Origin of the sequence: Chelativorans alearensis, assembly GCF_010993735.1 — a bacterium.
Lineage (GTDB): Bacteria > Pseudomonadota > Alphaproteobacteria > Rhizobiales > Rhizobiaceae > Chelativorans > Chelativorans alearense.
Genome location: NZ_WQNI01000009.1, coordinates 257751 through 280935, shown reverse-complemented (window position 1 = coordinate 280935; position 23185 = coordinate 257751). Strand labels below are relative to the sequence as shown.

The 23185-nt window shown below is 64.9% G+C and carries 19 protein-coding genes; 12 read left to right on the top strand and 7 right to left on the bottom strand.

From position 1 onward, the window contains the following. Nucleotides 1–99: 99 nt before the first annotated feature. A complete protein-coding gene (locus GPJ75_RS15495; RefSeq protein WP_163269216.1) occupies nt 100–717 on the bottom strand; it encodes an FMN-dependent NADH-azoreductase in 618 nt (205 codons plus the stop codon). 127 nt (nt 718–844) lie between these two features. On the opposite strand from GPJ75_RS15495, the gene GPJ75_RS15490 reads away from it, so the two are divergent. Continuing rightward, nucleotides 845–1801 (top strand): LysR family transcriptional regulator, encoded by a 957-nt coding sequence (locus GPJ75_RS15490; protein WP_163269215.1) that lies wholly within the window; start codon nt 845–847, stop codon nt 1799–1801. On the opposite strand, the gene GPJ75_RS15485 is transcribed toward GPJ75_RS15490, so the two are convergent. Both GPJ75_RS15485 and GPJ75_RS15480 read right to left on the bottom strand, forming a co-directional pair. After that, entirely contained in the window at nt 1768–2622 is an 855-nt protein-coding gene (locus GPJ75_RS15485) for an NAD-dependent epimerase/dehydratase family protein (RefSeq protein WP_163269214.1), read from the bottom strand. The genes GPJ75_RS15490 and GPJ75_RS15485 overlap by 34 nt on opposite strands. A 34-nt stretch (nt 2623–2656) precedes the next feature. Next, nucleotides 2657–3544: an AraC family transcriptional regulator gene (locus tag GPJ75_RS15480; RefSeq protein WP_163269213.1), complete on the bottom strand. Its 888-nt coding sequence runs from the start codon at nt 3542–3544 to the stop codon at nt 2657–2659. Nucleotides 3545–3714: 170 nt separating this feature from the next. Between GPJ75_RS15480 and melA the strand changes: the two genes are divergently transcribed. The 4 genes from melA to GPJ75_RS15460 all read left to right on the top strand — a co-directional run bounded on the left by melA (nt 3715) and on the right by GPJ75_RS15460 (nt 8858). Beyond that, nucleotides 3715–5166: an alpha-glucosidase/alpha-galactosidase gene (gene melA / locus GPJ75_RS15475; RefSeq protein ID WP_163269212.1), complete on the top strand. Its 1452-nt coding sequence runs from the start codon at nt 3715–3717 to the stop codon at nt 5164–5166. 58 nt (nt 5167–5224) lie between these two features. After that, nucleotides 5225–5668, top strand: coding sequence for a GFA family protein (locus tag GPJ75_RS15470; RefSeq protein ID WP_163269211.1), 444 nt, complete (start codon nt 5225–5227; stop codon nt 5666–5668). A 104-nt stretch (nt 5669–5772) separates the two neighbouring features. Further along, nucleotides 5773–6756, top strand: coding sequence for a sugar-binding transcriptional regulator (locus GPJ75_RS15465; protein ID WP_163269210.1), 984 nt, complete (start codon nt 5773–5775; stop codon nt 6754–6756). A gap of 47 nt (nt 6757–6803) precedes the next feature. After that, complete coding sequence (locus tag GPJ75_RS15460; RefSeq protein WP_163269209.1) at nt 6804–8858, top strand: bifunctional aldolase/short-chain dehydrogenase; 2055 nt, start codon at nt 6804–6806, stop codon at nt 8856–8858. A gap of 234 nt (nt 8859–9092) precedes the next feature. Here GPJ75_RS15460 and GPJ75_RS15455 read toward each other — a convergent pair whose 3' ends face one another. From GPJ75_RS15455 to GPJ75_RS15445, 3 genes are read right to left on the bottom strand one after another with little or no spacing between them, the layout of a single operon-like run. Further along, a complete protein-coding gene (locus GPJ75_RS15455) occupies nt 9093–10148 on the bottom strand; it encodes a substrate-binding domain-containing protein (RefSeq protein WP_163269208.1) in 1056 nt (351 codons plus the stop codon). Between the two features lie 34 nt (nt 10149–10182). After that, nucleotides 10183–11208, bottom strand: a complete 1026-nt coding sequence (locus GPJ75_RS15450; protein WP_163269331.1) for an ABC transporter permease — start codon at nt 11206–11208, stop codon at nt 10183–10185. A gap of 57 nt (nt 11209–11265) precedes the next feature. Beyond that, the gene (locus GPJ75_RS15445) at nt 11266–12774 is read right to left on the bottom strand and encodes a sugar ABC transporter ATP-binding protein (RefSeq protein ID WP_163269207.1); all 1509 of its coding nucleotides are present in this window, start codon (nt 12772–12774) and stop codon (nt 11266–11268) included. Nucleotides 12775–12921: 147 nt separating this feature from the next. Here GPJ75_RS15445 and mtnK point away from each other — a divergent pair, with 147 nt between their 5' ends. From mtnK to GPJ75_RS15430, 3 genes are all read left to right on the top strand, one after another. After that, complete coding sequence (mtnK, locus tag GPJ75_RS15440; RefSeq protein WP_163269206.1) at nt 12922–14208, top strand: S-methyl-5-thioribose kinase; 1287 nt, start codon at nt 12922–12924, stop codon at nt 14206–14208. After that, nucleotides 14205–15311, top strand: a complete 1107-nt coding sequence (gene mtnA, locus GPJ75_RS15435; RefSeq protein ID WP_163269205.1) for an S-methyl-5-thioribose-1-phosphate isomerase — start codon at nt 14205–14207, stop codon at nt 15309–15311. The genes mtnK and mtnA overlap by 4 nt, the downstream gene beginning before the upstream one ends. A gap of 61 nt (nt 15312–15372) precedes the next feature. Further along, nucleotides 15373–16023, top strand: coding sequence for a hypothetical protein (locus GPJ75_RS15430; RefSeq protein ID WP_163269204.1), 651 nt, complete (start codon nt 15373–15375; stop codon nt 16021–16023). Nucleotides 16024–16048: 25 nt separating this feature from the next. On the opposite strand, the gene GPJ75_RS15425 is transcribed toward GPJ75_RS15430, so the two are convergent. Beyond that, the gene (locus tag GPJ75_RS15425) at nt 16049–17038 is read right to left on the bottom strand and encodes a helix-turn-helix domain-containing protein (protein WP_163269203.1); all 990 of its coding nucleotides are present in this window, start codon (nt 17036–17038) and stop codon (nt 16049–16051) included. A 146-nt stretch (nt 17039–17184) separates the two neighbouring features. Between GPJ75_RS15425 and GPJ75_RS15420 the strand changes: the two genes are divergently transcribed. From GPJ75_RS15420 to GPJ75_RS15405, 4 genes are read left to right on the top strand one after another with little or no spacing between them, the layout of a single operon-like run. Beyond that, nucleotides 17185–19278, top strand: a complete 2094-nt coding sequence (locus tag GPJ75_RS15420; RefSeq protein ID WP_163269202.1) for an ABC transporter substrate-binding protein — start codon at nt 17185–17187, stop codon at nt 19276–19278. Between the two features lie 54 nt (nt 19279–19332). Further along, nucleotides 19333–20343 carry an ABC transporter permease gene (locus GPJ75_RS15415; protein WP_163269201.1) on the top strand — a complete coding sequence of 337 codons (1011 nt, stop codon included), beginning with the start codon at nt 19333–19335 and terminating at the stop codon, nt 20341–20343. A 50-nt stretch (nt 20344–20393) separates the two neighbouring features. Further along, entirely contained in the window at nt 20394–21500 is a 1107-nt protein-coding gene (locus GPJ75_RS15410) for an ABC transporter permease (protein ID WP_163269330.1), read from the top strand. 10 nt (nt 21501–21510) lie between these two features. Then, nucleotides 21511–23178, top strand: coding sequence for an ABC transporter ATP-binding protein (locus tag GPJ75_RS15405; RefSeq protein ID WP_163269200.1), 1668 nt, complete (start codon nt 21511–21513; stop codon nt 23176–23178). Nucleotides 23179–23185: the final 7 nt, after the last annotated feature.

Sequence of the window (23185 nt, the reverse complement as noted above, 5' to 3'; positions counted from 1 at the left end):
TCATTCTTTTAATTTGCGCGGAAAATTGAGCGGCGTTGTTTTTATCCCCGCCGGCCCATGCCCGAAAGGACGGGGCCGGTATGACCCCGCCAAGAATCTTCAGGCCGCGAGCGCATATTCCGACACCAGGTCCTGCGCCTTCGACACGGCCTGCTGCTCGGCCTCCGCGCCCATCGCCACCCCTTCGATACGGATCACCTCGACATCGGTCATCCCCAGGAAAGCGAGGATGGACTTCATGTAGGGAGCCGCGTGGTCGAAAGACGCCGCCGGCCCTTCCGAATAAACGCCACCGGAGGCCAGGACGATATAGACCTTCTTGCCCTTGACCAGGCCCTCCGGCCCGTTCTCGGTGTAGCGGAAGGTGCGCCCTGAGCGCGCCACGTTGTCGAGCCACGCCTTCAGCGCGGAGGGGATCGTGAAGTTGATCATGCCGGCGGCGATGACGATCTGGTCGGCGGCGAAAAGTTCGTCGACCGCAAGATCGGAAACCGCCACCGCGCGCGCCTGCTCAGGTGTGCGTGCCTCCTCCGGCGTGTAGATGCCGGAAGCGAAGTCGGAGCCGATATGCGGCATTGGCTCACGGACGAGGTCGCGCTTGACGAGCCGGCTTCCCGGCTGGGCCTCGCGCAGCTTTTCTGCCAACTCGGTGGCCAGACGGGTGGAATGGGATGCCTGGCCGCGCGGGCTGGAGGTGACGAGCAAAATGGATGACATTGGCCTTGGTCCTTCTCTCCGTTGCCCGGCCGCGCCGGGCGAAATGTTCGGAGGGAATTTGGTCATGGACACCCATTTCGAAAACTGTGAAAATGTTGTTCGAATTTATCGATGGAATAGATAGGTCATGGACGCCAATCCCACCCTCGACCAGCTGCAGGTCTTCCTCGCCGTGGCGGAGGAAGGCAGCTTCTCCGCCGCCTCGCGCAAGCTCAACCGCGCCCAGTCGGTCATCAGCTACACAATCGCCAACCTGGAAGCGCAGCTCGAACTCAAGCTGTTCGAGCGCACGGGCACGCGCCAGCCGCAGCTGACGGAGGCGGGCATGGCCCTTACGGAAGACGCCCGCCGCATGGTCACCTCCCTGCATCTTCTGCGCGCCCGCGCTCGCGGCATAAGCCAGGGGCTTGAAGGCGAGGTGGGGCTGGCGGTCGATTTGCTTCTACCCATGCCGGTGCTGACGGCGGTTCTGAGAGCATTCCGGGAAGAATTCCCCACGGTCGGCGTGCGCCTTCACACAGGCGCGCTCGGCACGGTCGCCGATCTTATCGTTCGGCGGGAGGTCGACCTCGGTATCGCCGGCAAGGCGATGATCGGGCAGGATGAACTCGTCACCCGCAAGATCGCGGAGCGGGAGATGGTTCCCGTTGCCGCCCCGGATCATCCGCTGGCCCAGGCGGAAGGGCCGGTTCCTGGCCTGGTCGTGCGCGAACACTTCCAGATCGCCGTCACCGACCCATCCGAGCGCACCAAGGGGCAGGACTTCCACGTCTACGCCCTCAAGACATGGCGTGTGAGCGATATCGCCACCAAGCACGCCCTGCTTCTGGCGGGTCTCGGCTGGGGCGGCATGCCCTTTTGGTTGGTCGAAGGCGACATCAAGGCCGGCCGTCTGGCCGAGCTTTCGTTGGAGCCTTATCCGCGGTTCAGCTACGATCTATACGCCATTCACGCCTGCGACAGGCCGCTCCGGCCCGCCGCCTCATGGCTGGCCCGGCGTTTCGGGCGCGAGCTCAAGGATTTTTGTCCGACTGTGCCTGATGCTCCTCGTCAGCGCGAACCCGCATTGTCCCGCCAGGAATAACGCGGCTCGTAGCCCAGCACCTTGCGCGCCTTGTCGATGGAGATCAGCGATTCGTTGTCCTCGATCGGCCGCTTGCGCTTCGTGCCGGGATAGACCTCGTCGAGCAACGCGTCATTGGCTTGGCTCATCACCGAATCCGCGTTGGCGATGCCAAAGACATGCGCCCCCGTCAGCTTCGCCTCCAGCGCCAGCCTTGCGGCCTGCGCCGCATCGCGCGCGTCGATATAGGTCCACAGGTTGAACTTGCGCGCATGCGGGTCCGCATCGAAGGTGGGAAAGCGTGCGTAATCCTCCGGGTCCATGACGTTGGAAAGCCTTAGACCCACGATCTTCAGTTCCGGGTCCCAGCGGCAGAACTGCTCGGCCATCTTCTCGCCCATCAGCTTCGACAGCGAATAGGCCGTTTCCGGCCGCTCGACCTCCTCGTCCACCGGCGCGTAGGCGGGGCCGTTTGGATAGGGGATGCCGAACACGGTCTCGCTTGATGCCCACACAACGTTCTTGATGCCGAGCTGCCTCGCCGCCTCGAAGATGTTGTAGGTCGACACCGTGTTGGTGGCGAAGGTCACGTGGTTGGTGGCCAGCCCCGGCGCGCGGATGGCGGCCAGGTGCACAACCCCGGTCACCTTCGACACCCGTTCGTCGATCATCGACAGCGCGGCGATAGCCTGCCCAAAATCGGTAAGGTCGGCGCGGCTGAACCGCACCGTCTTGTCCGTCGGCGGCACGAGGTCGATGGAGGTAACGTCGTAGCCGTGCTCCATCAGGTCCCGCACGCAAGCGCGCCCTCCCTGGCCGCTTCCTCCCGTCACGATGATCATCTCGTATTCTCCCTGTTCAATGTGTCTATCGAGCCTACCATTCGCCATCAATGGTCGTCAGCAGCCCCGTGCGGCCGGCATTGCGAAAAGCGCCCGGCGAGCAGCCCCTGGCGCGTCGAAAGGCCTTGGAAAAGTAATTGGCGTCGGCGAAGCCGCAGGCACTGGCTATAGCATTGATCGGTGCATCGGTGGCAAGCAGCATGCGCATGGCCCGCTCCATCCGCTTCTCGAACACGTACTCCGACGGCGGCTGCCCCACCTCGGTGGTGAACAGCCGCACGAAATGCGCCCGGCTCAAGCCTGCCGCGCGCGCCAGCATGCCGACATTCATCAGCCGCGCCAGGTTATCCTCGACGAAACGCTGTGCCCGCAGCACCGGCGCCGGCAGATCCGCGGCCTCCGCGGTGGCCTCGAAAGCCTCGTCGTAGAGTGCCGTGATGGCTCCGTAGGCGGCAGCGGATACGGCGCCAGGCACGTCCGCCGCGCCGGAAAGCAGCGCCAGGCAGGCGCCCGCGAGCCTGTCCACCGCCGGCTGCGCGGGTTTCAGTAGCGGTCCCTTCGCTGTCAGAATGGCGCCGGCCAGCCGCAGCGCCTCGCGCCCGGAGAGGATGATCCAGAAATACTCCCAGCTCTTCCCCCGCTCCAGCCAATAGCGGTTGGCGTGGGGAAAGGTGAGCAGCATCGTCTCGCCCGGCGACAGCACATGCCGCACGTCCTCGTAGTCGAGCCGGCCTTCGCCGGCGATCGTGTGCTGGATAAGCACAAACGGTACGTCGCCGCGTTGCAAGCCATCCCAGGAATAGACCTCGTTGACGCGCAGCTCGTAGCCAGCGCCGCTGGCCATGCAGAAAAGCCCGACCCCGCCCTTTGGCGGCTCGACGCGGCGCATCCCGTGGCCGTGCTCGATCAACTTCGAAAGCACAAAATTACCCTTTCCAGCACAAGCTTTCTCTACACGGAAAGCACGCGAAGCGCTACTCATGCCGGTGGCTTTGTGCTTGACCGTTTGCAGGACGTCCAAACTGCCGACGATCGATCGACAAAGGCCATAGATATCACTCCGCAGCCTTTGCTCACGAGGAGAAAGCGCGCATGTTCAAGGTGGCTATCATTGGCGCCGGCTCGGTCGGCTTCACCAAGACGCTTGTTTCGGACCTCTTCAAGGTCCCAGAGTTCAGCGGCATCGAGATCGCCCTGACGGACATCAACGAGCGCAATCTCGACATGATCCGCCAGATCATCGAGAAGATCGTCGCGGTGAACGGCCTGCCGGCCAGGGTGACGGCCACCACCGACCGCCGCAAGGCCCTGGAGGGCGCCCGCTACATCATGAGCTGCGTGCGCGTCGGCGGGCTGGAGGCCTTCGCCACGGACGTCGACATTCCGCTCAAATATGGCGTCGACCAGTGCGTGGGCGACACGCTTTGCGCCGGCGGCATCATGTACGGCCAGCGCAACATCCCTGTCATCCTCGACTTCTGCAAGGACATCAACGAGGTGGCGGAGGAGGGGGCGCTGTTCCTCAACTACGCCAACCCCATGGCCATGAACACTTGGGCGGCGCTCGAATACGGCGGCGTCAACACGGTGGGCCTGTGCCACGGCGTGCAGCACGGCGCCCACCAGATAGCCCAGGTCCTGGGCGTGAAGGACGAGGAACTCGACTACGTCTGCAGCGGCATCAACCATCAGACCTGGTACATCGACCTTCGCGTCAACGGGCGCAGGATCGGGAAGGAAGAGCTGATCGCCGCCTTCGAGCGCCATCCGGTCTATTCGAAGCAGGAGAAGCTCAGGATCGACGTGCTGAAGCGCTTCGGCGTCTATTCGACCGAGAGCAACGGCCACCTTTCCGAGTACCTGCCCTGGTATCGCAAGCGTCCGGACGAGATCGGCAACTGGATCGACATGAGCGAGTGGATCCACGGTGAGACCGGTGGGTACCTGCGCTACTGCACCGAGCGCCGCAATTGGTTCGAGACCGATTTTCCAAAATTCCTCGAAGAGGCCGGAAAGCCGCTCGCGGAGCACAAGCGCACAACCGAGCACGCCAGCCACATCATCGAGGCGCTGGAAACGGGGCGCGTCTATCGCGGCCACTTCAACGTGAAGAACGGCGGCATCATCACGAACCTGCCAAAGGATGCCATCATCGAAAGCCCCGGCTTCGTGGACCGTTTCGGCATCAACATGGTAGAGGGCATCATCCTGCCGCTCGCCTGCGCTGCCACGTGCTCGGCCTCGATCTCCGTCCAGCGCATGGCTGCCGAAGCGGCGATGACGGGCGACATCGACCTCCTGAAGCTCGCCATGCTGCACGACCCGCTGGTTGGCGCCGTCTGCACGCCCGAGGAGGTGTGGGCGATGGTGGACGAGATGGTCGTCGCGCAGGCCGCTTGGCTGCCGCAATACGCAGACGCGGTGCCCGCTGCGAAGGAGCGGCTCGCCAACTCGAAGGTCGCTACGCGCGATTGGCAGGGCGCGGCGCGCAAGCGCGTGCGGACGGTCGAGGAGCTCAGGCAGATGGCGGGGGCGCATCGGTAGATGTAGTGTGCGGCAGCGGCGGCGCGGATCGCCGCCGAAACGCACCGGGAGAGGCGCTATGACAAGTGCTGGACCGGACGGCGTCCGCAGGCTTGCCGGAAGATGCCTGTGCGGCGCCGTCCACTACACCGTCGACGACGCATTCGCCTACGCGGCCAACTGCTATTGCGCCGACTGCCGCCGGGCGACCGGCTCGGCTTTCAAACCCTTCGCCGGCATCGAGCGGGAGAGGATGATGGTCACCGAGGGTGAAGACCGCCTCCGCATCTTCGGCGGCGAGGATAACCACGACATGCGCTGCGGCACCTGTGGTTCGTTCCTCTACTCCGTCGTGCGCGACGGCGCGTTCGTGCACATCGTCATGGGCACGCTCACCGACGACCCGACGATCCGGCCGAACGAGCATATCTTCGTCGGCTCCAAGGCGCCGTGGTACACGATCAACGACGACCTGCCGCAATATGAGCGGCATGTCTTCGAGGGACCGCCGATCAACCGGTGAGGGGCGGGGTGTTTAGGGGGCGCGAAGGGGCTCCGGCTATTCGGGAAAAGCAGCGCATTGACTTTTGTCAATGCGCATGAATAATGTCTAGCCGGAGGAGAGCGATGGCATATCGTCCGGCAGATCAGATTGTCCACAAGGCCGCGTGGCTCTACTATACGCATGGCCTGCGCCAGGACGAAGTAGCGCAGCGGCTGAATATCTCGCGCGCCTCCGTGGCGCTCTACCTGCGCCGCGCGCGCGAGGCGGGCATCGTCAACATCTCTACCTCAACACAGCTTTTCCGGAAGGACATGATGGCGCGGCGTCTCGAGGACGCGCTGGGGCTGGAGACGGTGTGGCTGGTGGGCGAGGAGGGGCTGACGCAGGACCCCGCCGCCGAGATCCCGACGCTGGCGGCAAGCGTGTTCCTGGAGATGGTAAAGAATGGCGACCGTGTCGGTGTAGCCTGGGGACGCACGGTGTATGCCATCGCCGACGCCATGGCCTATGCGGACCGCCAGGGCGTCACGGTGGTGGAGCTGTGCGGCAATCTCGGCTCGCCCTATTCCTACCGCCCCGACCAGTGCACCATGGAGATTGCCCGCCGGCTCAACGCGCGCGGACTCAATTTCTACGCGCCGCTGGTGCTAAGCACGGAAGAGCTGGCACGCGCTTTGCGCGAGGAGCCGGTCGTCCGCGAGCAGCTCGACGGCATCAGCTCCTGCGATCTGGCGCTGTTCACCGTCGGCACGCTCGATGAGGACAGCCACGTCATCAAATGCGGTGCTCTCGGCCTTGAGGAGCTTCACCGGCTCAAGAAACAAGGGGCGACCGGCGTCATCGCCGGACAGATCATCGACGCCGAAGGCGCGTGGCTCGACTGCGACTACAACCGCCGCATGATCTCGGCCGATTTCGACGCCATCCGTGCCATCCCGCGCCGGCTCATGGTGGTGCAGGAGGACGAGAAGTTCGAGCCGCTTCTGGCGGCGATCAACGGGCGCTTCTTCACCCATCTGGTGCTGACCTCGGGCATGGCCGCGCGCCTCATCGAGCACACAGACGCAAGGGCGAATGAGCACGAACCGGCCAAAGCCACCGCGTGACGGCCAGGCCGCCAGCCGCAACCTGACAAACGATATATGGGAAGACGATGCAGAATCTCTGGAACGACAGCCATGCCGAAAAGCTTGTCGAGGACTATGCCGAAAAGGGCGTTGGCCGCGACCTGGCGCTCAGGGTCTACACGACCCGCCTGCTTGGCGGCGAGCCGCGGCTGGTGCTGCACGGCGGCGGCAACACCTCGCTGAAGACCAGGGCGACGGACATTCTCGGCCAGGAATGGGACGTGCTCTGCGTCAAGGGCAGCGGCTGGGATATGGGCGTCATCGAGCCTGCCGGCCTGCCGGCGGTGAAGATGGACGCGCTTCTGGCCGCCCGCAAGCTCGACGCGCTTTCGGACGAGGACATGGTGGCCATGCAGCGCGCCAACCTCATCGACGCCTATGCTCCCAACCCCTCCATCGAGACGCTGCTGCACGCCTTCCTGCCGCACAAATTCGTCGACCACACGCATTCCACCGCCATTCTGGCGCTGGTCGACCAGGAGGACAGCGAACCGCTGTGCCGCGAGGTCTTCGGCAAGCGCCTCGGCTTCGTGCCCTACATCAAGCCCGGCTTCGACCTCGCCAAGGCGGCCGCCGACATCTACGACGCCGACCCTTCCATGGAAGGATTCATCCTCGACAAGCACGGCATCTTCACCTTCGCCGAAGGGGCGAAGGAAGCCTACGATCTGATGATCGAGTTCGTGACCATGGCCGAGGATTGCGTGGCGCGGAAGGGCAAGAAGCCCTTCGCCACCGTGACGCCGCCCGCAGCGCTCGCCAAGCCGGCCGAGATCGGACCCTATCTGCGCGGCGCCATCGCTATTCCCGAGGGGGAGGGCCGCTTCGGCCGCATGGTCTCGGATTTCCGTACCTCGCCGAAGATACTCGACTATGTGAACGCCGAGACTGCTGAGGAGCTTGCCACGCGCGGCGTTTCCACGCCCGATCTTTCCATCCGCATCAAGACCGGCCCGATGGTGCTGCCGGCGCCGGAGGCGGGTAAGCTCGAGGAGTACGGCGAGACGATCCGCGCGAAGGTGGCGGAGTTCTCCGCCCGCTATCGTGGTTATTTCGAGAGCAACGACGCGCGCGACGACGTCAAGCGCACCATGCTCGACCCCATGCCGCGGCTTACCCTCGTTCGGGGCCTCGGCCTCTTCGGCCACGGGCGCAGCATGAAGGAAGCGAAGATCGCGGCCGATTGCGGCGAGATGCTGGTGGAGGCGGTGACCGGGGCGGAGACCGTCGGCTCCTTCCATCCGCTCGCCCTTTCTGACCTTTTCGAACTCGAATACTGGTCGCTGGAGCAGGCCAAGCTCGCCGCCAACAAGCCGAAGGCGCTGTCCGGCCAGGTGATGCTGATCACCGGCGGCGCCGGCGCCATCGGTGCCGCCACGGCCAGGCTCTTCGCCGCCCAGGGCGCGCATGTGGTGCTGGTGGACCTCGACGCCGGGAAGGCCGAGGCAGTCGCCAAGGAAGTGGGCAACGCCGCGACCGGTGTCGGTGCCGATGTGACGGACCTCGCCTCCGTGCGCGCCGCCTTCGACCGCGCGGTGGAGGTCTATGGCGGTGTCGACATCGCCATTTCGAACGCAGGTGCGGCCTGGCAGGGCAGGATCGGCGAGCTCGACGACGCCACCCTGCGCAAGAGCTTCGAGCTCAACTTCTTCGCCCACCAGAGCGTGGCGCAGAACGCCGTGCGCATCTTTCAGATGCAGAAGACCGGCGGTGTGCTTCTCTTCAACACGTCCAAGCAGGCAGTGAATCCCGGCGCCAATTTCGGTGCCTACGGGCTGCCCAAGGCCGCCACCCTGTTCCTCTCCCGCCAATACGCCCTCGACTACGGGGCCGACGGCATCCGCTCCAACGCGGTCAATGCCGACCGCATCCGCTCCGGGCTGTTGACCGACGAGATGATCGCCAGCCGCGCCAAGGCGCGCGGGGTGTCGGAGAAGGACTATATGGGCGGCAACCTGCTGGGGCTGGAGGTGCGCGCGGAAGACGTGGCGCAGGCCTTCCTGCACCAGGCGCTGGCGGAGCGCACGACGGCGGATGTGACGACCGTGGATGGCGGGAATATCGCGGCGGCGCTGCGGTAAAGGCCTGACGGTGGGTGCCTTCACCCTCGTGGTTCGACAAGCTCACCATGAGGGTGAAGGCAGGCAGGCGGCCCTGCAATCCTCAACGCTGAACGTTGGGCTGCGCCCAAGCCCTCATAGTGAGCTTGTCGAACCACGAGAGCGTGACGCCGCCTATTTCCCTGAAATGCCTCAATCCAAACGCAATAAAGGGCGGCCCAAGAGCCGCCCTTCATATTCTACGGCGAAATCGCCTCAATCCCGCGGCGGCAGCGGCATCCATTCCGGCACCGCGACATCGGCATGGGCGAACTGCGGCAGTTTCTGCGACAGTTCCTCCATGTTCTTGATGTCCTCCTCGTTGAGCTGGGCCTGCGTGATCAGCGTCGGCGGGACGATGACGTTCTGGCCGGGGTCCTCGCCGGCAAGAAGCATGGCGAGCGCGCGGACGGAGACCTCGCCGACCACGGCCGGATTGGTGGCGGCCGTCGCCGCCCAGGCGCTGCCGGGCTCGCGCATGGCGGAGATGTCGGCCGTCGAGATGTCGGCGGAGTAGATCTTGATCGCGTCGGACATGCCCGCCTCGTCGACGGCGATCTTCACACCCTTGGCGAACTCGTCATAGGGGGCGAACACGACCTGGACGTCCGGGTTGGCCGAGAGCACGGACCGCGCCTGGTTGGCGACGGAGTTGGCGATCGGGTTGTCGAGCGTGCCGAACTGCGCGACTTCCTCGATGCCCGGATATTTCTCCTTGAACTCTACCCAGGTCTCGTTGCGCCGGTCGAGCGGCGCGATGCCGGCGACGTAGACATAGCCCGCCTTCCACTCTTCGCCATTGTCCTTAATCGCCTGTTCGAGCGCCAGGCGGGCAAGGTCGCGGTCGGACTGCTCGATCTGCGGGATCGCCTCGTTCTCCACGTTGACGTCGAAGGCGACGACCTTGATGCCGGCGTCCACGGCGCGCTGCGCGGCTTCCTTCATGGATTCCGTCAGGCCGTGCTGGATGACGATGCCGTCGACGCCGAGCGCGATCGCCTGGTCCACCATGTCGGCCTGAAGGGCCGCGTCCTGGCGGCTGTCGAAGACGCGCAGGTTGACACCAAGCGCCTTGGCCTGGGCCTCGACGCCCGACAGATAGGCTTGGAAGAAATCGCCGGTCGAAAGATAGCGCACCAGCGCAATCTCCACGTCGCCCGGATTGTCGAAGGGGGCGGGCATGTCCTGCGCGCCTGCGGCCGCCGGCCACAGCATGCTTGCCCCCAGAAGGCCGGCGGCGAGCCTGCCCAGATGTCTGCGTGAGAATTTCATGGTTTCCTCCACTTTTACCTTCCCGATGTCCCGCCTACCGGCCGTTGCGGCCAAGCAGTGCGAAAGTGAATACGAGCGCGACGACCAGCACCGCCCCCTTGACGAAATCCTGTGTGTAATAGGGCACGTTCATCATGGTCAGCCCCTGGAGCAGCACGCCGACGAAAAGCGCGCCGATGGCCGTGCCGAAGGCGTTTGGCTTGGCCGCGCCCAGGACGGCGAAGCCGATGAGGGCGGCGGCGACCGCGTCGAGCAGAAGGTTGTTGCCCGAAGCGATGTCGCCGCGGCCGAGACGGGCGGCCAAGAGGATGCCGCCGATGGATGCGAAGACGCCGGAGATGACATAGGCCCAGATCTTGTAGGCCTTGACCGGTGCGCCGGCGAACTCTGCGGCGCGCGCATTAGAGCCCACGGCATACATCATGCGGCCGAAGCGGGTGTATTCGAGGAAGAACCAGATGAGGACGGCGAGCACGATGAGCACCACCACCGCGGCCGGCACCAGGTTTTCGATAAAGAAGTCGAAGCGGTGGCGACCGAGCGCCAGGAAGGCGGCGCTGAAGGTGCCCTCGGCGGTGGAGCCGTCGGGCATGGTCATGCCTGCAGCGATGGAGCGGCCCTCGGTGGGGATGCGCTGCAGGCCGATGAGCAGGAACATCATGCCCAGGGTGGCGAGCAGATCGGGCACGCGCATATAGCAGATGATGAGGCCGTTGATGAGGCCGACGAAAGCGCCGATGGCGAGGCAGGCGACGACGGCAACGAAGGCGTTCTGCTCCAGGATGACCATGACATAGGCGGCTGCCATCATGGCGGAGGTGGCGATGGAGCCGATGGAAAGGTCGAAGCCGCCGACGACCAGGGTGGCCGTGACGCCGAGCGCCAGGATGCCGGTGATGGAGACCGACTGCAGGATGAAGACAGCGGCCTGCGGCGAGGCGAAGCCGCGCGTGGCCAGCGAGAAGAAGACGACGAGGCCGGCAAGGAGGGCGAGAAAGCCGTAGCGGATGACGAGCGCGCGCAGCGGAAGGCGCGGACGGGCGGGCGTCGTCTCGCGCATTTCAGCCGTCGGTTTCTCGGCCAGGTTACTGTCCATGAGTTGAACTCTCCACTTCCTTCACGCCGCGCCCTGAAGCCCTTTGCCCGCCACCTCGGCCAGCAGGCGATCCATGTCCACGTCCCGGTTCAAATGCTCGCCGACGATTGTGTGCTCGGACATGACGAGGATGCGGTCTGCCGTCTCCAAGGCCTCGTCGAGTTCCGTCAGGAACAGGAGCGTTGCCCGCTTGGCGGCGCTCTCGCGCAGCTTGGCCGCGATGTCGTGGCGGGCGGCGATGTCGACTCCCTGGAAGGGCTCGTCGAGGATGAGCATCCGGGAGAACTGCGACAGCCAGCGCGCGACCGTCACCTTCTGCTGGTTGCCGCCCGAAAGGGTGGCGAGATCGTCGCGCTCGGAGCGGCAGACCACCTTGAGGTCGGCGATCTGGCGGCGCGCGGCGGCGCGTTCTGCCCGGCGCCTGGCCATGCCGAAATGCGAGAAGCGCGGCAGGAAGGGCAGGCTCATGTTCTCGTAAATGTTGAAATCGGGCACGATGCCGGTCTTGGCGCGGTCCTTGGCGACCAGGAAGACGCCGCGGCGGATGGCCTCGGTGGGGGTTGCCGGCGCGTAGGGGCTGCCGTCGAGGTGCATTTCGCCGGCGAGCGGAGCCTGGATGCCGAAGAGGATTTCGGCCAGCCGCGTCTTGCCGACGCCGACGAGGCCGGTGACGGCCACCACCTCGCCGGCGCCGAGTTCGAGCGAGAACGGCGGCGTGCCCTCGGCAAGCTGCAGACCGCTTGCTGCGAAGATCGCCCGCGTTGCCGCCTGCGAGGCAACGCCGCTCACCCCCAGGCTCTGCCCCAGCATGGCGTTGACCGCGCCCTCGTAGTCGAGCGGCTTTTCGAAGAGGCCGGTGATGCGCCCGTCGCGCAAGGATATAATGCGGTCGGCCACGCGGCGGATATCGGACATGCGGTGCGAGATGTAGAGGATGGCGACGCCGCGGGCGCGCAGGCGTTCGATAAGCGCGAAGAGGCGCTCGGCCTCGTTGCTCGACAAGGACGAGGTGGGCTCGTCGAGGATCATCACCTTCGGCTCGTGTGCCATGGCGCGGGCGATGGCCACCATCTGCCGGTCGGCCAGCGCAAGCTCGGTAACATCGGCGGACAGGTCGATGGCGAGCCCCATGCGGCTTGCGACCTCCCGCGCTTCGCGGCGCACACGGCGGGGGTTGAAGAAGGTGCCACGACCGGCACCGTTGAGCCGGTCGAGGACGAGGTTGGTGGCGACGTCGAGCGTGCCGACCACGCCGTCGTCGATGTTCTGATGCACGGTGACGACGCCGGCGCGCATCGCCTCGGCGGGTGTGGCGGGCGCGAAGGGGGAGGCGCCCAGCGCCATGGAACCGCTGTCGGCACGGTGGATGCCGCTCATGATCTTGACGAGGGTGGACTTGCCGGCGCCGTTGGCGCCCATCAGCACGGTCACCTCGCCGGCGCGCAATTCCAGCGAGATGCCGCGCAGTACCTCGTTGCGGCCGAACGACTTGCCGAGACCCGCAATGCGGAAAGTGGCGTCCTCTGCCATGACTTCCTCCCAGAACGACGCTAGGCACAGGCCAAGCATTTGTCAACATCATTGACAAATGACAGAGCCTTGCTAGCGTGGGTCGGGATTGTGGATGGTCGGTGCCCTGTTCCACAACCGCTGGAGGAGACGGGAGGAGGCAAAAGAATGAAGGAAGACGCGTTTCAGGCGTTGACGGTGGAGACGCTGGCCCCGCGGCTGAGTGCGATTCCGGCCGTTGCGGAGCGGGTCGGTGCGGCGCCGGAGCGCTGGAAGGTGCGCGAGGTGGGCGACGGCAACCTCAACCTCGTCTTCATCGCCGAGGGCGAGGTGGGCAGCGTCGTCGTCAAGCAGGCGCTTCCCTATGTGCGGCTCGTCGGCGACAGCTGGCCGCTGCCGCTGAAACGCTCCTTCTTCGAGTATCACGCGCTGACGCGGCAGGAAAAGCGGGCGCCGGGATCGGTGCCGGCGGTCTTTTTCTTCGACGAGGCTCAGGCGCTGATCGTCATGGAGTATCTGTCGCCGCACATCATCCTGCGGCGCGCGCTCATCAAGGGGGAACGGCTTCCGAGGATCGCCGAGGACCTCGGGCTCTTCATGGCGCGCACGCTCTTCCGCGGCTCGGACTTCCACATGGAGACGCGCGAACGCAAGGCGGACCTGGCGCTGTTTGCCGACAACACCGAGCTTTGCGACATCACCGAGAACCTCGTCTTCACCGATCCCTATTTCGACGCACCCATGAACCGGCACACGCCGGAGCTCGACCCGGTGGTGGCGGAGCTGAGGGCTGACCGCGACCTCAAGGTCGAAGCGCAGAGGATGAAGCATCTCTTCGCCGCCAAGGCCGAGACGCTGGTGCATGGCGACCTGCATACCGGCTCGGTGATGGTGACGGCTAAGGATACGCGCGTCATCGATCCCGAATTCGCCTTCTACGGCCCCATTGCCTTCGACGTCGGCATGCTGCTCGCCAACTACTGGATGGCCTTCTTCTCGCAGAAAGGCCACGAGGCCGGGGGTTCCCGTGACGCAATGCGCGCCTATCTATTGCAGGTGATCGAGGACACGTGGGCCGTCTTCCGGGCGGAGTTTTCCCGGCTGTGGCGCACGGAGCGCGCGGGCATGCTGTATCCTAGCTGCCTCTACGAGGATCAGGGCGACGCGCTGGGAGCCGAACAGGCGCTCGGCCATGTGCTGCACGAGATCTGGACCGACATGCTGGGCTTTGCCGGGGTGGAGATGCACCGGCGCATCCTCGGCCTCGCCCACAATGCCGACTTCGAGGATATCGAGGATACGGGGCTGAGGGCGACCTGCGAGGCCGCGGCGCTCAAGCTCGGGCGTCACATCGCGGTGAACCGGCGCCACATCGCCTCGCTCACGGAGATCAACCACTTGGCGCAACTGCTTGATGAAGGGCGCGCTGGCGCCTTGACGGGGAGGCAGTCATGAAAGTCGCAGGCAAGCACTACCGTACCATCTGGGTGAACGTGGACGGCTGGTCCGTCGACCTCATCGACCAGCGCTGGCTGCCGCACGCGTTCCGCGTGGAAAACGTGCGCGACGTCGCGGGCATCGCCACCGCCATCCGCGACATGTGGGTGCGCGGGGCGCCGTTGATTGGCGTGACGGCGGCATACGGCGTGGCGATCAGGATGCGCGAGGATCCGTCCGACGGGGCGCTCGACGCGGTGTGGGAAGAGCTGCACGCAACGCGCCCCACGGCCATCAACCTGCGCTGGGCACTGGACGAGATGCGCAATCTGCTCAAGCCCCTGCCGGAGCCCGAACGCGCAGAGGCGGCGTATCGCCGCGCGGCGGAGATTGCCCATGAAGACGTGGACTTGAACCGCTCGATCGGCAAGCACGGGCTGGAGATCATCAGGGAGATCGCCAGGTCCAAGAAGCCGGGCGAGCCGGTGAACATCCTCACCCACTGCAATGCCGGCTGGCTGGCGACGGTGGACTACGGCACAGCGACCTCGCCGATCTATCTGGCGACGGAGGAGAACATCCCCGTCCACGTCTATGTGGACGAGACGCGGCCGCGCAACCAGGGAGCGCATCTCACCTCGTGGGAGATGGCGGGGCATGGCGTGCCGCATACGCTGATCGTCGACAATGCCGGCGGGCACCTGATGCAGAGGGGCATAGTGGACATGGTGATCGTCGGCACGGACCGCACAACCGCCCATGGCGACGTGTGCAACAAGATCGGCACCTACCTGAAGGCGCTCGCCGCACGGGACAATGGCGTTCCCTTCTACGTCGCCCTGCCTTCGCCGACCATCGACTGGACGGTGCGCGACGGGGTCAAGGAGATCCCCATCGAAGAGCGCTCGGGCGACGAGGTGTCGCTGGTGTGGGGGCGTGACGAGGACGGGAAGACGCGGCAGGTGCGCATCTCGCCCGACGCGACCCCCGCTGGCAACCCCGCCTTCGACGTGACGCCGTCGCGGCTGGTGACCGGGCTGATCACCGAGCGCGGGATCGCCGAGGCTTCCGCCGAGGGGCTGGCGAAGCTGTTTCCGGAGCGGGCGAAAGCCGCGGCTTGAGGACATCGGAACATTCCTGGCTCTCGCGCGTCTGGTAGGCGAAAGCGAGAAAGGTGTGACGATGGCCAAGGCAAGCGACCGAAATCTCGCGCGGGCAGCACTCGACCGCTATCCCAAGAGCTATGCCGACATGCTGCGCATCGACGTGGCGAAGAACACGCCGGCGCCCCTTTACCAGTGGCTGATCGCCTCGCTCTTGTTCAGTGCGCGCATTTCCGCCTGCGCTGCGCAGAACGCGGCGCAAGCCCTGTTCGACCAGGGCTGGCGCACGCCGAAGAAGATGGCGGCGACGACGTGGGCGGAACGGGTGAAAGTGCTCAACCGCTCCGGCTATGCCCGCTACGACGAGAGCACCTCGCGCTATATCGGCTTTTCCACCGACCTTATCCTGGAGCGCTACGGTGGCGATCTCAGAAAGCTGCGCGAGACGGCGGGGCGCGACCCCAAGCGCGAGCGTGAGCTCTTGAAGGAATTCAAGGGCATCGGCGATGTCGGTGCGGACATCTTCTTCCGCGAGGTGCAAAGCGCCTGGGACGAGCTCTACCCCTTTGCCGACCGCAAGGCGCTGGACGCGGCGAAGAAGGTGGGGCTGCCCGCGAGCGCGGAGGGGCTTGCGCAACTGGTGACGCGGCGCGACCTGCCACGGCTTCTGTCGGCGCTGGTGCATGTGGCGTTGGCAAAGGAGGTGGAGGAGGTGCGGCGGGCGGCTTGAACGACCCGCCTCCCACGGCCCCGCCTCACACGGCATCGCGCTGGCAGTCTGTCCAGGTATCCTTTCCCGGCTTCCCGGAGAGCTTTCCGCTCGCCACCAGGTTCCGCCGCATCTCCAGCGGCGTCATACCGTAGGCGGCGCGGAAATGGGCGTAGAACTGGCTGAGCGAGGTGAAGCCGGACTGGAAGGCAGCGTTGGCGATCGATAGGTTGCCCTCGAAGAGCAGCGCGCGGGCGCGGATGAGCCGCATGCGGATGACGAAGCGGCGCACGGGAATGCGCATGACCCGTGTGAACAGGTTTAGCGCATAGTTGGGGTGCAGGCCGACGACGCGGGCAATGTCCCTTGAGGAGATCGGCTCGGCCAGGTTCTCGTGGATATAGCGCACCATCGCCACCACGTAGCTGAGCGGCGAGGCGGTGCGGGTCACCGGCTCCAGCGTCTCGATCCATGGCGGCAGGAGTTCTTCCCAGCCGACCAGTGTCGTACGCCGCAGCATATTGGCGATCTCGGATTTCAGGATGTCCGTGCGCTCGGCGTCGCCGCTGCGGTAATCCTGGTACCAGCGCTCCAGAAGCGCGTTGTCGACGGCGTCGTCCGGCAGCGCAATGACGCCGCCGCCGATCATTGTTTCGGTAAGGCGGCCCAGATTGGGCATGTAGAGAAAGGTGTCGAGCGGCAGGTAGATGTTGCACTGGCGGGCCTCACCGCTCCTCCCCCGGTCGGTGCTCACCGTACGGTGCGGAATGCCGGCCCAGAACATCACCAGGCGCTGCGGGGGTATCCCCACGGGCCGACCGTCGAAGAGATAGCCCATCCCTCCCTCGGTCAGCCAGTTGAACTCGATATGGCCGTGCCAATGCTCGGACGGCATCAGTTGCGGGTCGAACCAGCGGATGCCGAAGCGGCCGAAGGCTTTCGTGGTGGCATAGAACCGGCGATCGGGACGCGGTACCGGCTTCGGCGCCTTCGCCTTTCCCTCCCGCGCACGGCTCCTTTCGATCACATCCGACATGCTTCCTCCCCGATCTTTAAAAACCGGAACAAGTGCTTAGAGAACCGGATTGCGTGGCTTTGCGCAAGGGGTACCGTCATGGGGTACGCAACTGTGCCCGGATGGGAGTTCCGGCAATACGCGTAAAGCGATGAAAGGGAGGAAAGATGTACAGGAAGCTGATTGCCCTTGGCGGGGCAAGTCTGCTGTTGGGCGCGTCCGCGCTGGCAGTACATGCTGAGATGGTCGAGCCGACCGTCCCGCCGGATCCGCCGGAGTTTGCGGCCCAGACCGAGCCGGTTTTCGTCGGCATTTCCGACATCATGGAATACCGCGCGCTGGACGAATATCACGAGCCCGGCTGGGTGACCGAGAAGTTCGTCGAGACAGGCAAGCTGCCGCCGGTGGCCGAGCGCCTGCCAAAGGAGCCGCTGGTCTTCAAGGCCGGCAACATGCCCGACGGTATCGGCACTTATGGCGACGTAATGCGCCATGTCATCGGCGGGAGGCCGGAGGGCTGGAACTACATCGCCGGCCAGAGCCAGGGCTGGGGCGGCATCGACATCGGCATGTCGGAATGCCTGACCCGCGTCGGGCCGCTCTTCACGGTGAGAGCGGACGAGCTCGAGCCGATGCCGAACCTCGCCAAAAGCTGGGAATGGTCGGAGGACGGCCACCAGTTGACGATGAAGCTGATCGAGGGCGCGAAATGGTCCGACGGCGATCCCTTCGATGCCGAGGACGTGATGTTCTACTGGGAAGACCATGTACTCGACCCGAACGTCTCGCCCCTCAACGGCGCGACACCCGACACCTTCGGCGGCGCCGGCACGAAACTGGAGGCGCTTGACGATTACACGATCCGGTGGACGTTCGAGGAGGCGTTTCCCGAGCAATACCTCTACCAGATGGCCTACGGCACCTTCTGCCCCGGGCCGGCGCATATCCTGAAGCCCGAGCATCCGAAATACTCGGACAACACCTACGAGCAGTACAAGAATGCCTTCCCGCCGGAATTCATGAACTGGCCGGTGATGGGGGCGTGGGTGCCGGTCGAGCACCGGTCGGACGATATCATCGTCTTGCGCCGCAACCCCTACTATTGGAAGGTGGACGAGGAAGGCAACCAACTGCCCTATCTCGACGAACTGCACTACAAGCTGTCCACCTGGGCCGACCGCGACGTGCAGGCGGTGGCGGGCACCGGCGACTTCTCCAACCTCGAACAGCCGGAGAACTATGTCGAGGCGCTGCGCAAGGCGGCCAACGAGGACGCACCGGCGCGGCTCGCCTTCGGTGCACGCACCATCGGCTACACGGTCTATCCGAACCTCTCGGCAAACGGCTGGGGTAGCCCCGATGCACGCGGCCAGGCGCTGAGGGAACTCAACCGCAATCTCGATTTCCGCAAGGCCGTGTCCCATGCGCTCGACCGGCAGCGGCTGGGCGAGGCGTTGGTCAAGGGGCCGTTCACGGCTATCTATCCGGGCGGGCTCTATTCCGGAACGTCCTTCTATGACAAGGAGTCCACGGTCTACTATCCCTATTCGGTGGAGACCGCGCAGGCCCTTCTCGAGAAGGCCGGGCTGACCGACACCGATGGCAACGGTATCGTGAATTTCCCTGCCGACGCGGAGGGTGTGGGCGGTGAGGACGTCGAGGTCGTCATGCTCATCAATGGCGACTACCAGACCGACAGGAGCCTTGCCGAGGGCGTCATCGCCATGATGGAGCGGATCGGCCTCAGGGTGGTGTTGGACATCCAGAACTCCAACACGCACTCCCAGCTCATGCAGGGCGGCAAGTTCGACTGGGCGTTGAACCGCAACTCAGAGGAACTCGCGACAGCGCTCAAGTTCACGGAGCGGCTGGCGGCCGTCGGGCCGCGCTCCACCTGGACGCGACGTGCGGGCTCGGACGGCACGCTCGACCTCCTGCCTTTCGAGGAGGAGATGGTTGAGGCCGTCAACGCCTTCACAGCGAGCCAGGATAATGCGGAACGCAAGGAATTGATGAAGAAGTACCAGAAGCTCTACACCGAGAACCTGTGGGGGATCGGCGTGACGCAATATCCTGGTGCGCTCATCATCAACAAGCGCTTTGCCAACATCCCCGCGGGCGCGCCCATCTTCATGTTCAACTGGGCCGAGGACAACATCATCCGCGAGCGGGTGTATGTGCCGGAGGACAAGCAGCAGGACTACGAGCTGTTTGCCGAGACGCTGCCCGGCGAGCCGGGCGCGGACGGTCCGGTGAACTGAGGCTACAACGGTGACGAGGGGGCCGCCCCCTCGTCCACCAGGAAGAGTTGAAACATGCTGCGCTTCGTGACCATACGCGTTTTGTCGGCGCTGCCCGTTCTGTTCGTTTTGAGCGTGGTGACCTTCGCCATCATTCAAGCGCCGCCGGGCGACTATGGCGACTACATCCGCTCCCAGCTTATCAACCAGGGCGGCGCCTCTATCGAGCAGGCGGAGGCGCAGGCCGAGGCCTGGCGCGAGGCGCGCGGGTTCAACGATCCGATCCCCGTGCAATATGCGCGCTGGCTCACCGGCATCGTTACGCGCGGCGATTTCGGGCATAGTTTCTTCTACAACAAGCCTGTCGGCGACGTGGTCGCGGAGCGGCTGCCGCGCACGATCCTGCTGGCGCTTACCTGTCACATCCTGGCGTCGATCTTGGGCATCACGCTCGGCATTGTCGCGGCGACACGGCAGTATAGCTGGGTCGACACGCTGTTCTCGTTCATCTCGTTCCTCGGGATGACGATCCCGCGCTTCCTGCTGGCGCTGATCATTCTCTACATCCTCGCCTTCAAGCTCAACGTGCAGGAGCTTGGCAGCTTCTTCTCGCCGCGTTATGGCGGGGCACCGTGGTCGTGGGGTAAGTTCGTCGACCTGGTAAAGCACGTCTGGCCGGTGGTCGCCATCGCCACCTTCGGTGGGCTTGCCTACAACATGCGCGTCATGCGGTCGAACTTGCTCGATACGCTGAACGCGCAATATGTGGAGACGGCGCGCGCCAAGGGCCTGTCGGAAGGCGCGGTGGTGCTCAAGCATGCCGTGCCCAACGCGCTGCATCCGCTCGTCGCCTATCAGGGCGTGGTGCTGCCCTATATGCTGACCGGCGAGATCGAGGTCGCCATCGTCTTCTCGCTCGCCACCGTCGGGCCGGCCATCGTCGGCTCCATGAACCGCGGCGACGTCTATGTGACGGCCACGTTCATGCTGGTGCTGGCGGCGACGCTGATCATCGGCAACATCATCGCCGACTTCCTGCTGGCTTTGCTCGACCCGCGCGTACGACTGGGAGGAGCAGCCGAATGAGCACGACCATTCTTCCCACACCGACCGAGCACGAGGAAACCACGCCTGGAATGCCGCCGGAGGTACCGATGACCCGGCCCGGACATGGCGAGGAGAGCTATTCGCGCCTCGTCTGGCGGCGCCTCCGCCGCTCCGTCAGCGGCATGGTCGGCCTGGTGCTGGTGTCGCTCCTGGTGATCGTGACGATCTTCGGCGATTTCTTCGCGCCGATGAACCCGAAGGAGCCCGGCATCGCCTTTGCGCCGCCGGACCACATCACATTCTTCGCGCCCGACGGCGGCTTCTCTCTCATGCCCTACGCCTATCCGATCGGAGAGACGGGGGAGCTTGACCCCGTGACGTTTCAGCCTGTTACCGGGCCGGACCTGGGGAACCCGATTGTGCTCGGTTTCTTCGTCGAGGGCAGTTCCTATCGGCTCTTCGGCCTCGTTCCAGCCAAGGTGCGCTTCTTCGGCGCGCGCGACGGCCAGCCGGTGCACTTCCTGGGCACCGACAAGTTCGGCCGCGATATCTTCTCGCGCGGCATTGTCGGCGCACGCATCTCGCTCGCCATCGCTCTTATCGTCGTTAGCATCACGACGACCGTCGGCACACTGGTCGGCATCACCTCCGGATATCTGGGCGGGCGCGCGGACACCTGGCTACAGCGCTTCGTGGAGCTGGTGCTGGCCTTCCCGCAGCTGCCGCTATATCTCGCGCTCGCTTCGCTGATTCCGGCCACCGCGTCGTCCAACGTCTTCCTGGCCTTCGTCGTCGTCGTGCTCGCCGCGCTCGGTTGGGCGCAGCTTTCGCGCGAGGTGCGCGGCAAGACGCTGGCGCTGGCGCGCGTCGACTATGTACGCGCGGCGATGGCGGTGGGGGCAGGCGACGGGCGCATCATCCTGCGCCACATCCTGCCCAATGTGCTCTCCCATGTGATTGTCGCCGTCACCCTGGCGATCCCGACGGTGGTGCTCCTGGAAAGCTTCCTAGGCTTCCTCGGCTTTGCGGTGAAGCCACCGCTCATCTCCTGGGGGCTGATGCTGCAGGACACGTCAAACTTCTCGGTAATCGGCTCCTACCCGTGGATCCTTTCGCCGGTGGTGTTCGTGCTGATCACCGTCTTCGCCTTCAACGCGCTGGGCGACGGCCTGCGCGATGCCATCGATCCGTATTGAGGGGGAACAGATGCTCGACAGAAGCAATCCCTTCGCCCCGCCCGAGCGGCACGACCTCGGCCAGCACGGCCGCGAGCTGATCCTCGACGCGCGCAACGTCGCCGTCGATTTCAAGGTCGAGGGTGGAGTGGTGAATGCCGTGCGCGACGTCTCCTTCCAGCTCCACAAGGGCGAAACGATCGCGCTGGTGGGCGAGAGCGGGTCGGGCAAGTCGGTCACCGCGCGCACGGTGATGCGGCTCTTGTCGCGGCGGGCGACGATCAAACCGGGCACGAACATCACGCTTTCGGGAATGGACATCGTGTCCATGAGCGATCGGGGGATGCGGCGTCTGCGCGGCAAAAAGGTCTCGATGATCTTTCAGGAGCCCATGTCCTCGCTCAACCCGGTCTATACGATCGGCCGGCAGATCTGCGAGATCCTGCATCTGCACAATCGCATCAGCGGCAAGGAAGCTACGGAAAGGGCGCGGCAGCTTCTGGAGGAAGTGCATATTCCCGAGCCAGAGGCGCGGCTGAGGCAGTACCCACACCAGCTTTCCGGCGGTCAGCGGCAGCGCGTGATGATCGCGATGGCCTTGGCCAACCGGCCGGATATCCTCATCGCCGACGAGCCGACGACGGCGCTCGACGTGACGGTGCAGGCGCAGATCCTCAATCTTATCAAGGAGCTGAAGGATAAGTACGGGATGGCGGTGATCCTGATCACCCACGACCTGACCATCGTCCGGCAGTTCTCCGAATACGTCTATGTGATGCAGAACGGCGTCGTGCAGGAGCACAACGAGACAGAGGCGCTGTTCCGCAAGCCACAACACCCCTACACCAAACGTCTCATGGGCGCTGAACCCAAGGGTTCGGCAAAGCCACTCGGCGGGGGTGAGCCGATCGTGCTGGAGGGCAGAACGGTCAACGTCACCTTCAAGCTCCGGCGCGGCGGCATGTTCAAGCCCGACTATTTCGACCTGGTGGCCGTCGATAATCTCGACCTGGGCTTGAAGCGCCATGAGACCCTTGGCCTCGTCGGTGAGAGCGGCTCGGGCAAGACCACCTTCGGCCAGGCCCTCATCCGGCTGATCGACAACCAGGGCGGCGAGATATTCTTCAATGGTGATGCGATCCACGGGCGGAACCGCAAGGCCATGCAGCCGCTGCGTTCGCGCATGCAGGTGGTGTTCCAAGACCCCTTCGCCTCGCTCAACCCACGCATGTCGGTCAGGCAGATCATCGAGGAGGGGCTGATCGTCAACGGCATTGGCGCGAACACGCGCGAGCGGGTGGACCGCGTGCGCCAGGCACTCGTCGACGCCGGGCTGCCAGACACGATCCTCAACCGCTTTCCGCACGAATTCTCCGGCGGGCAGCGCCAGCGCATCGCCATTGCCAGGGCGATCGCTCTAGAGCCGGAATTCATCCTTCTCGACGAGCCGACCTCGGCGCTCGATCTGTCGGTGCAGGCGCAAATCATCGAGCTGTTGCGTAAGCTGCAGGACGAGAAGGGCCTTTCCTACCTGTTCATCTCGCACGACCTGAAGGTGGTGCGGGCTCTGTGCCATCGGGTGATGGTGATGCAGTTCGGCAAGATCGTCGAAGAAGGCCCGGTGGAAGACGTGTTGTCCAACCCCAAGACCGACTATACGGCGCGGCTCGTCCGTGCCGCGTTTGAAATTGCCGCTTGAATTTCGG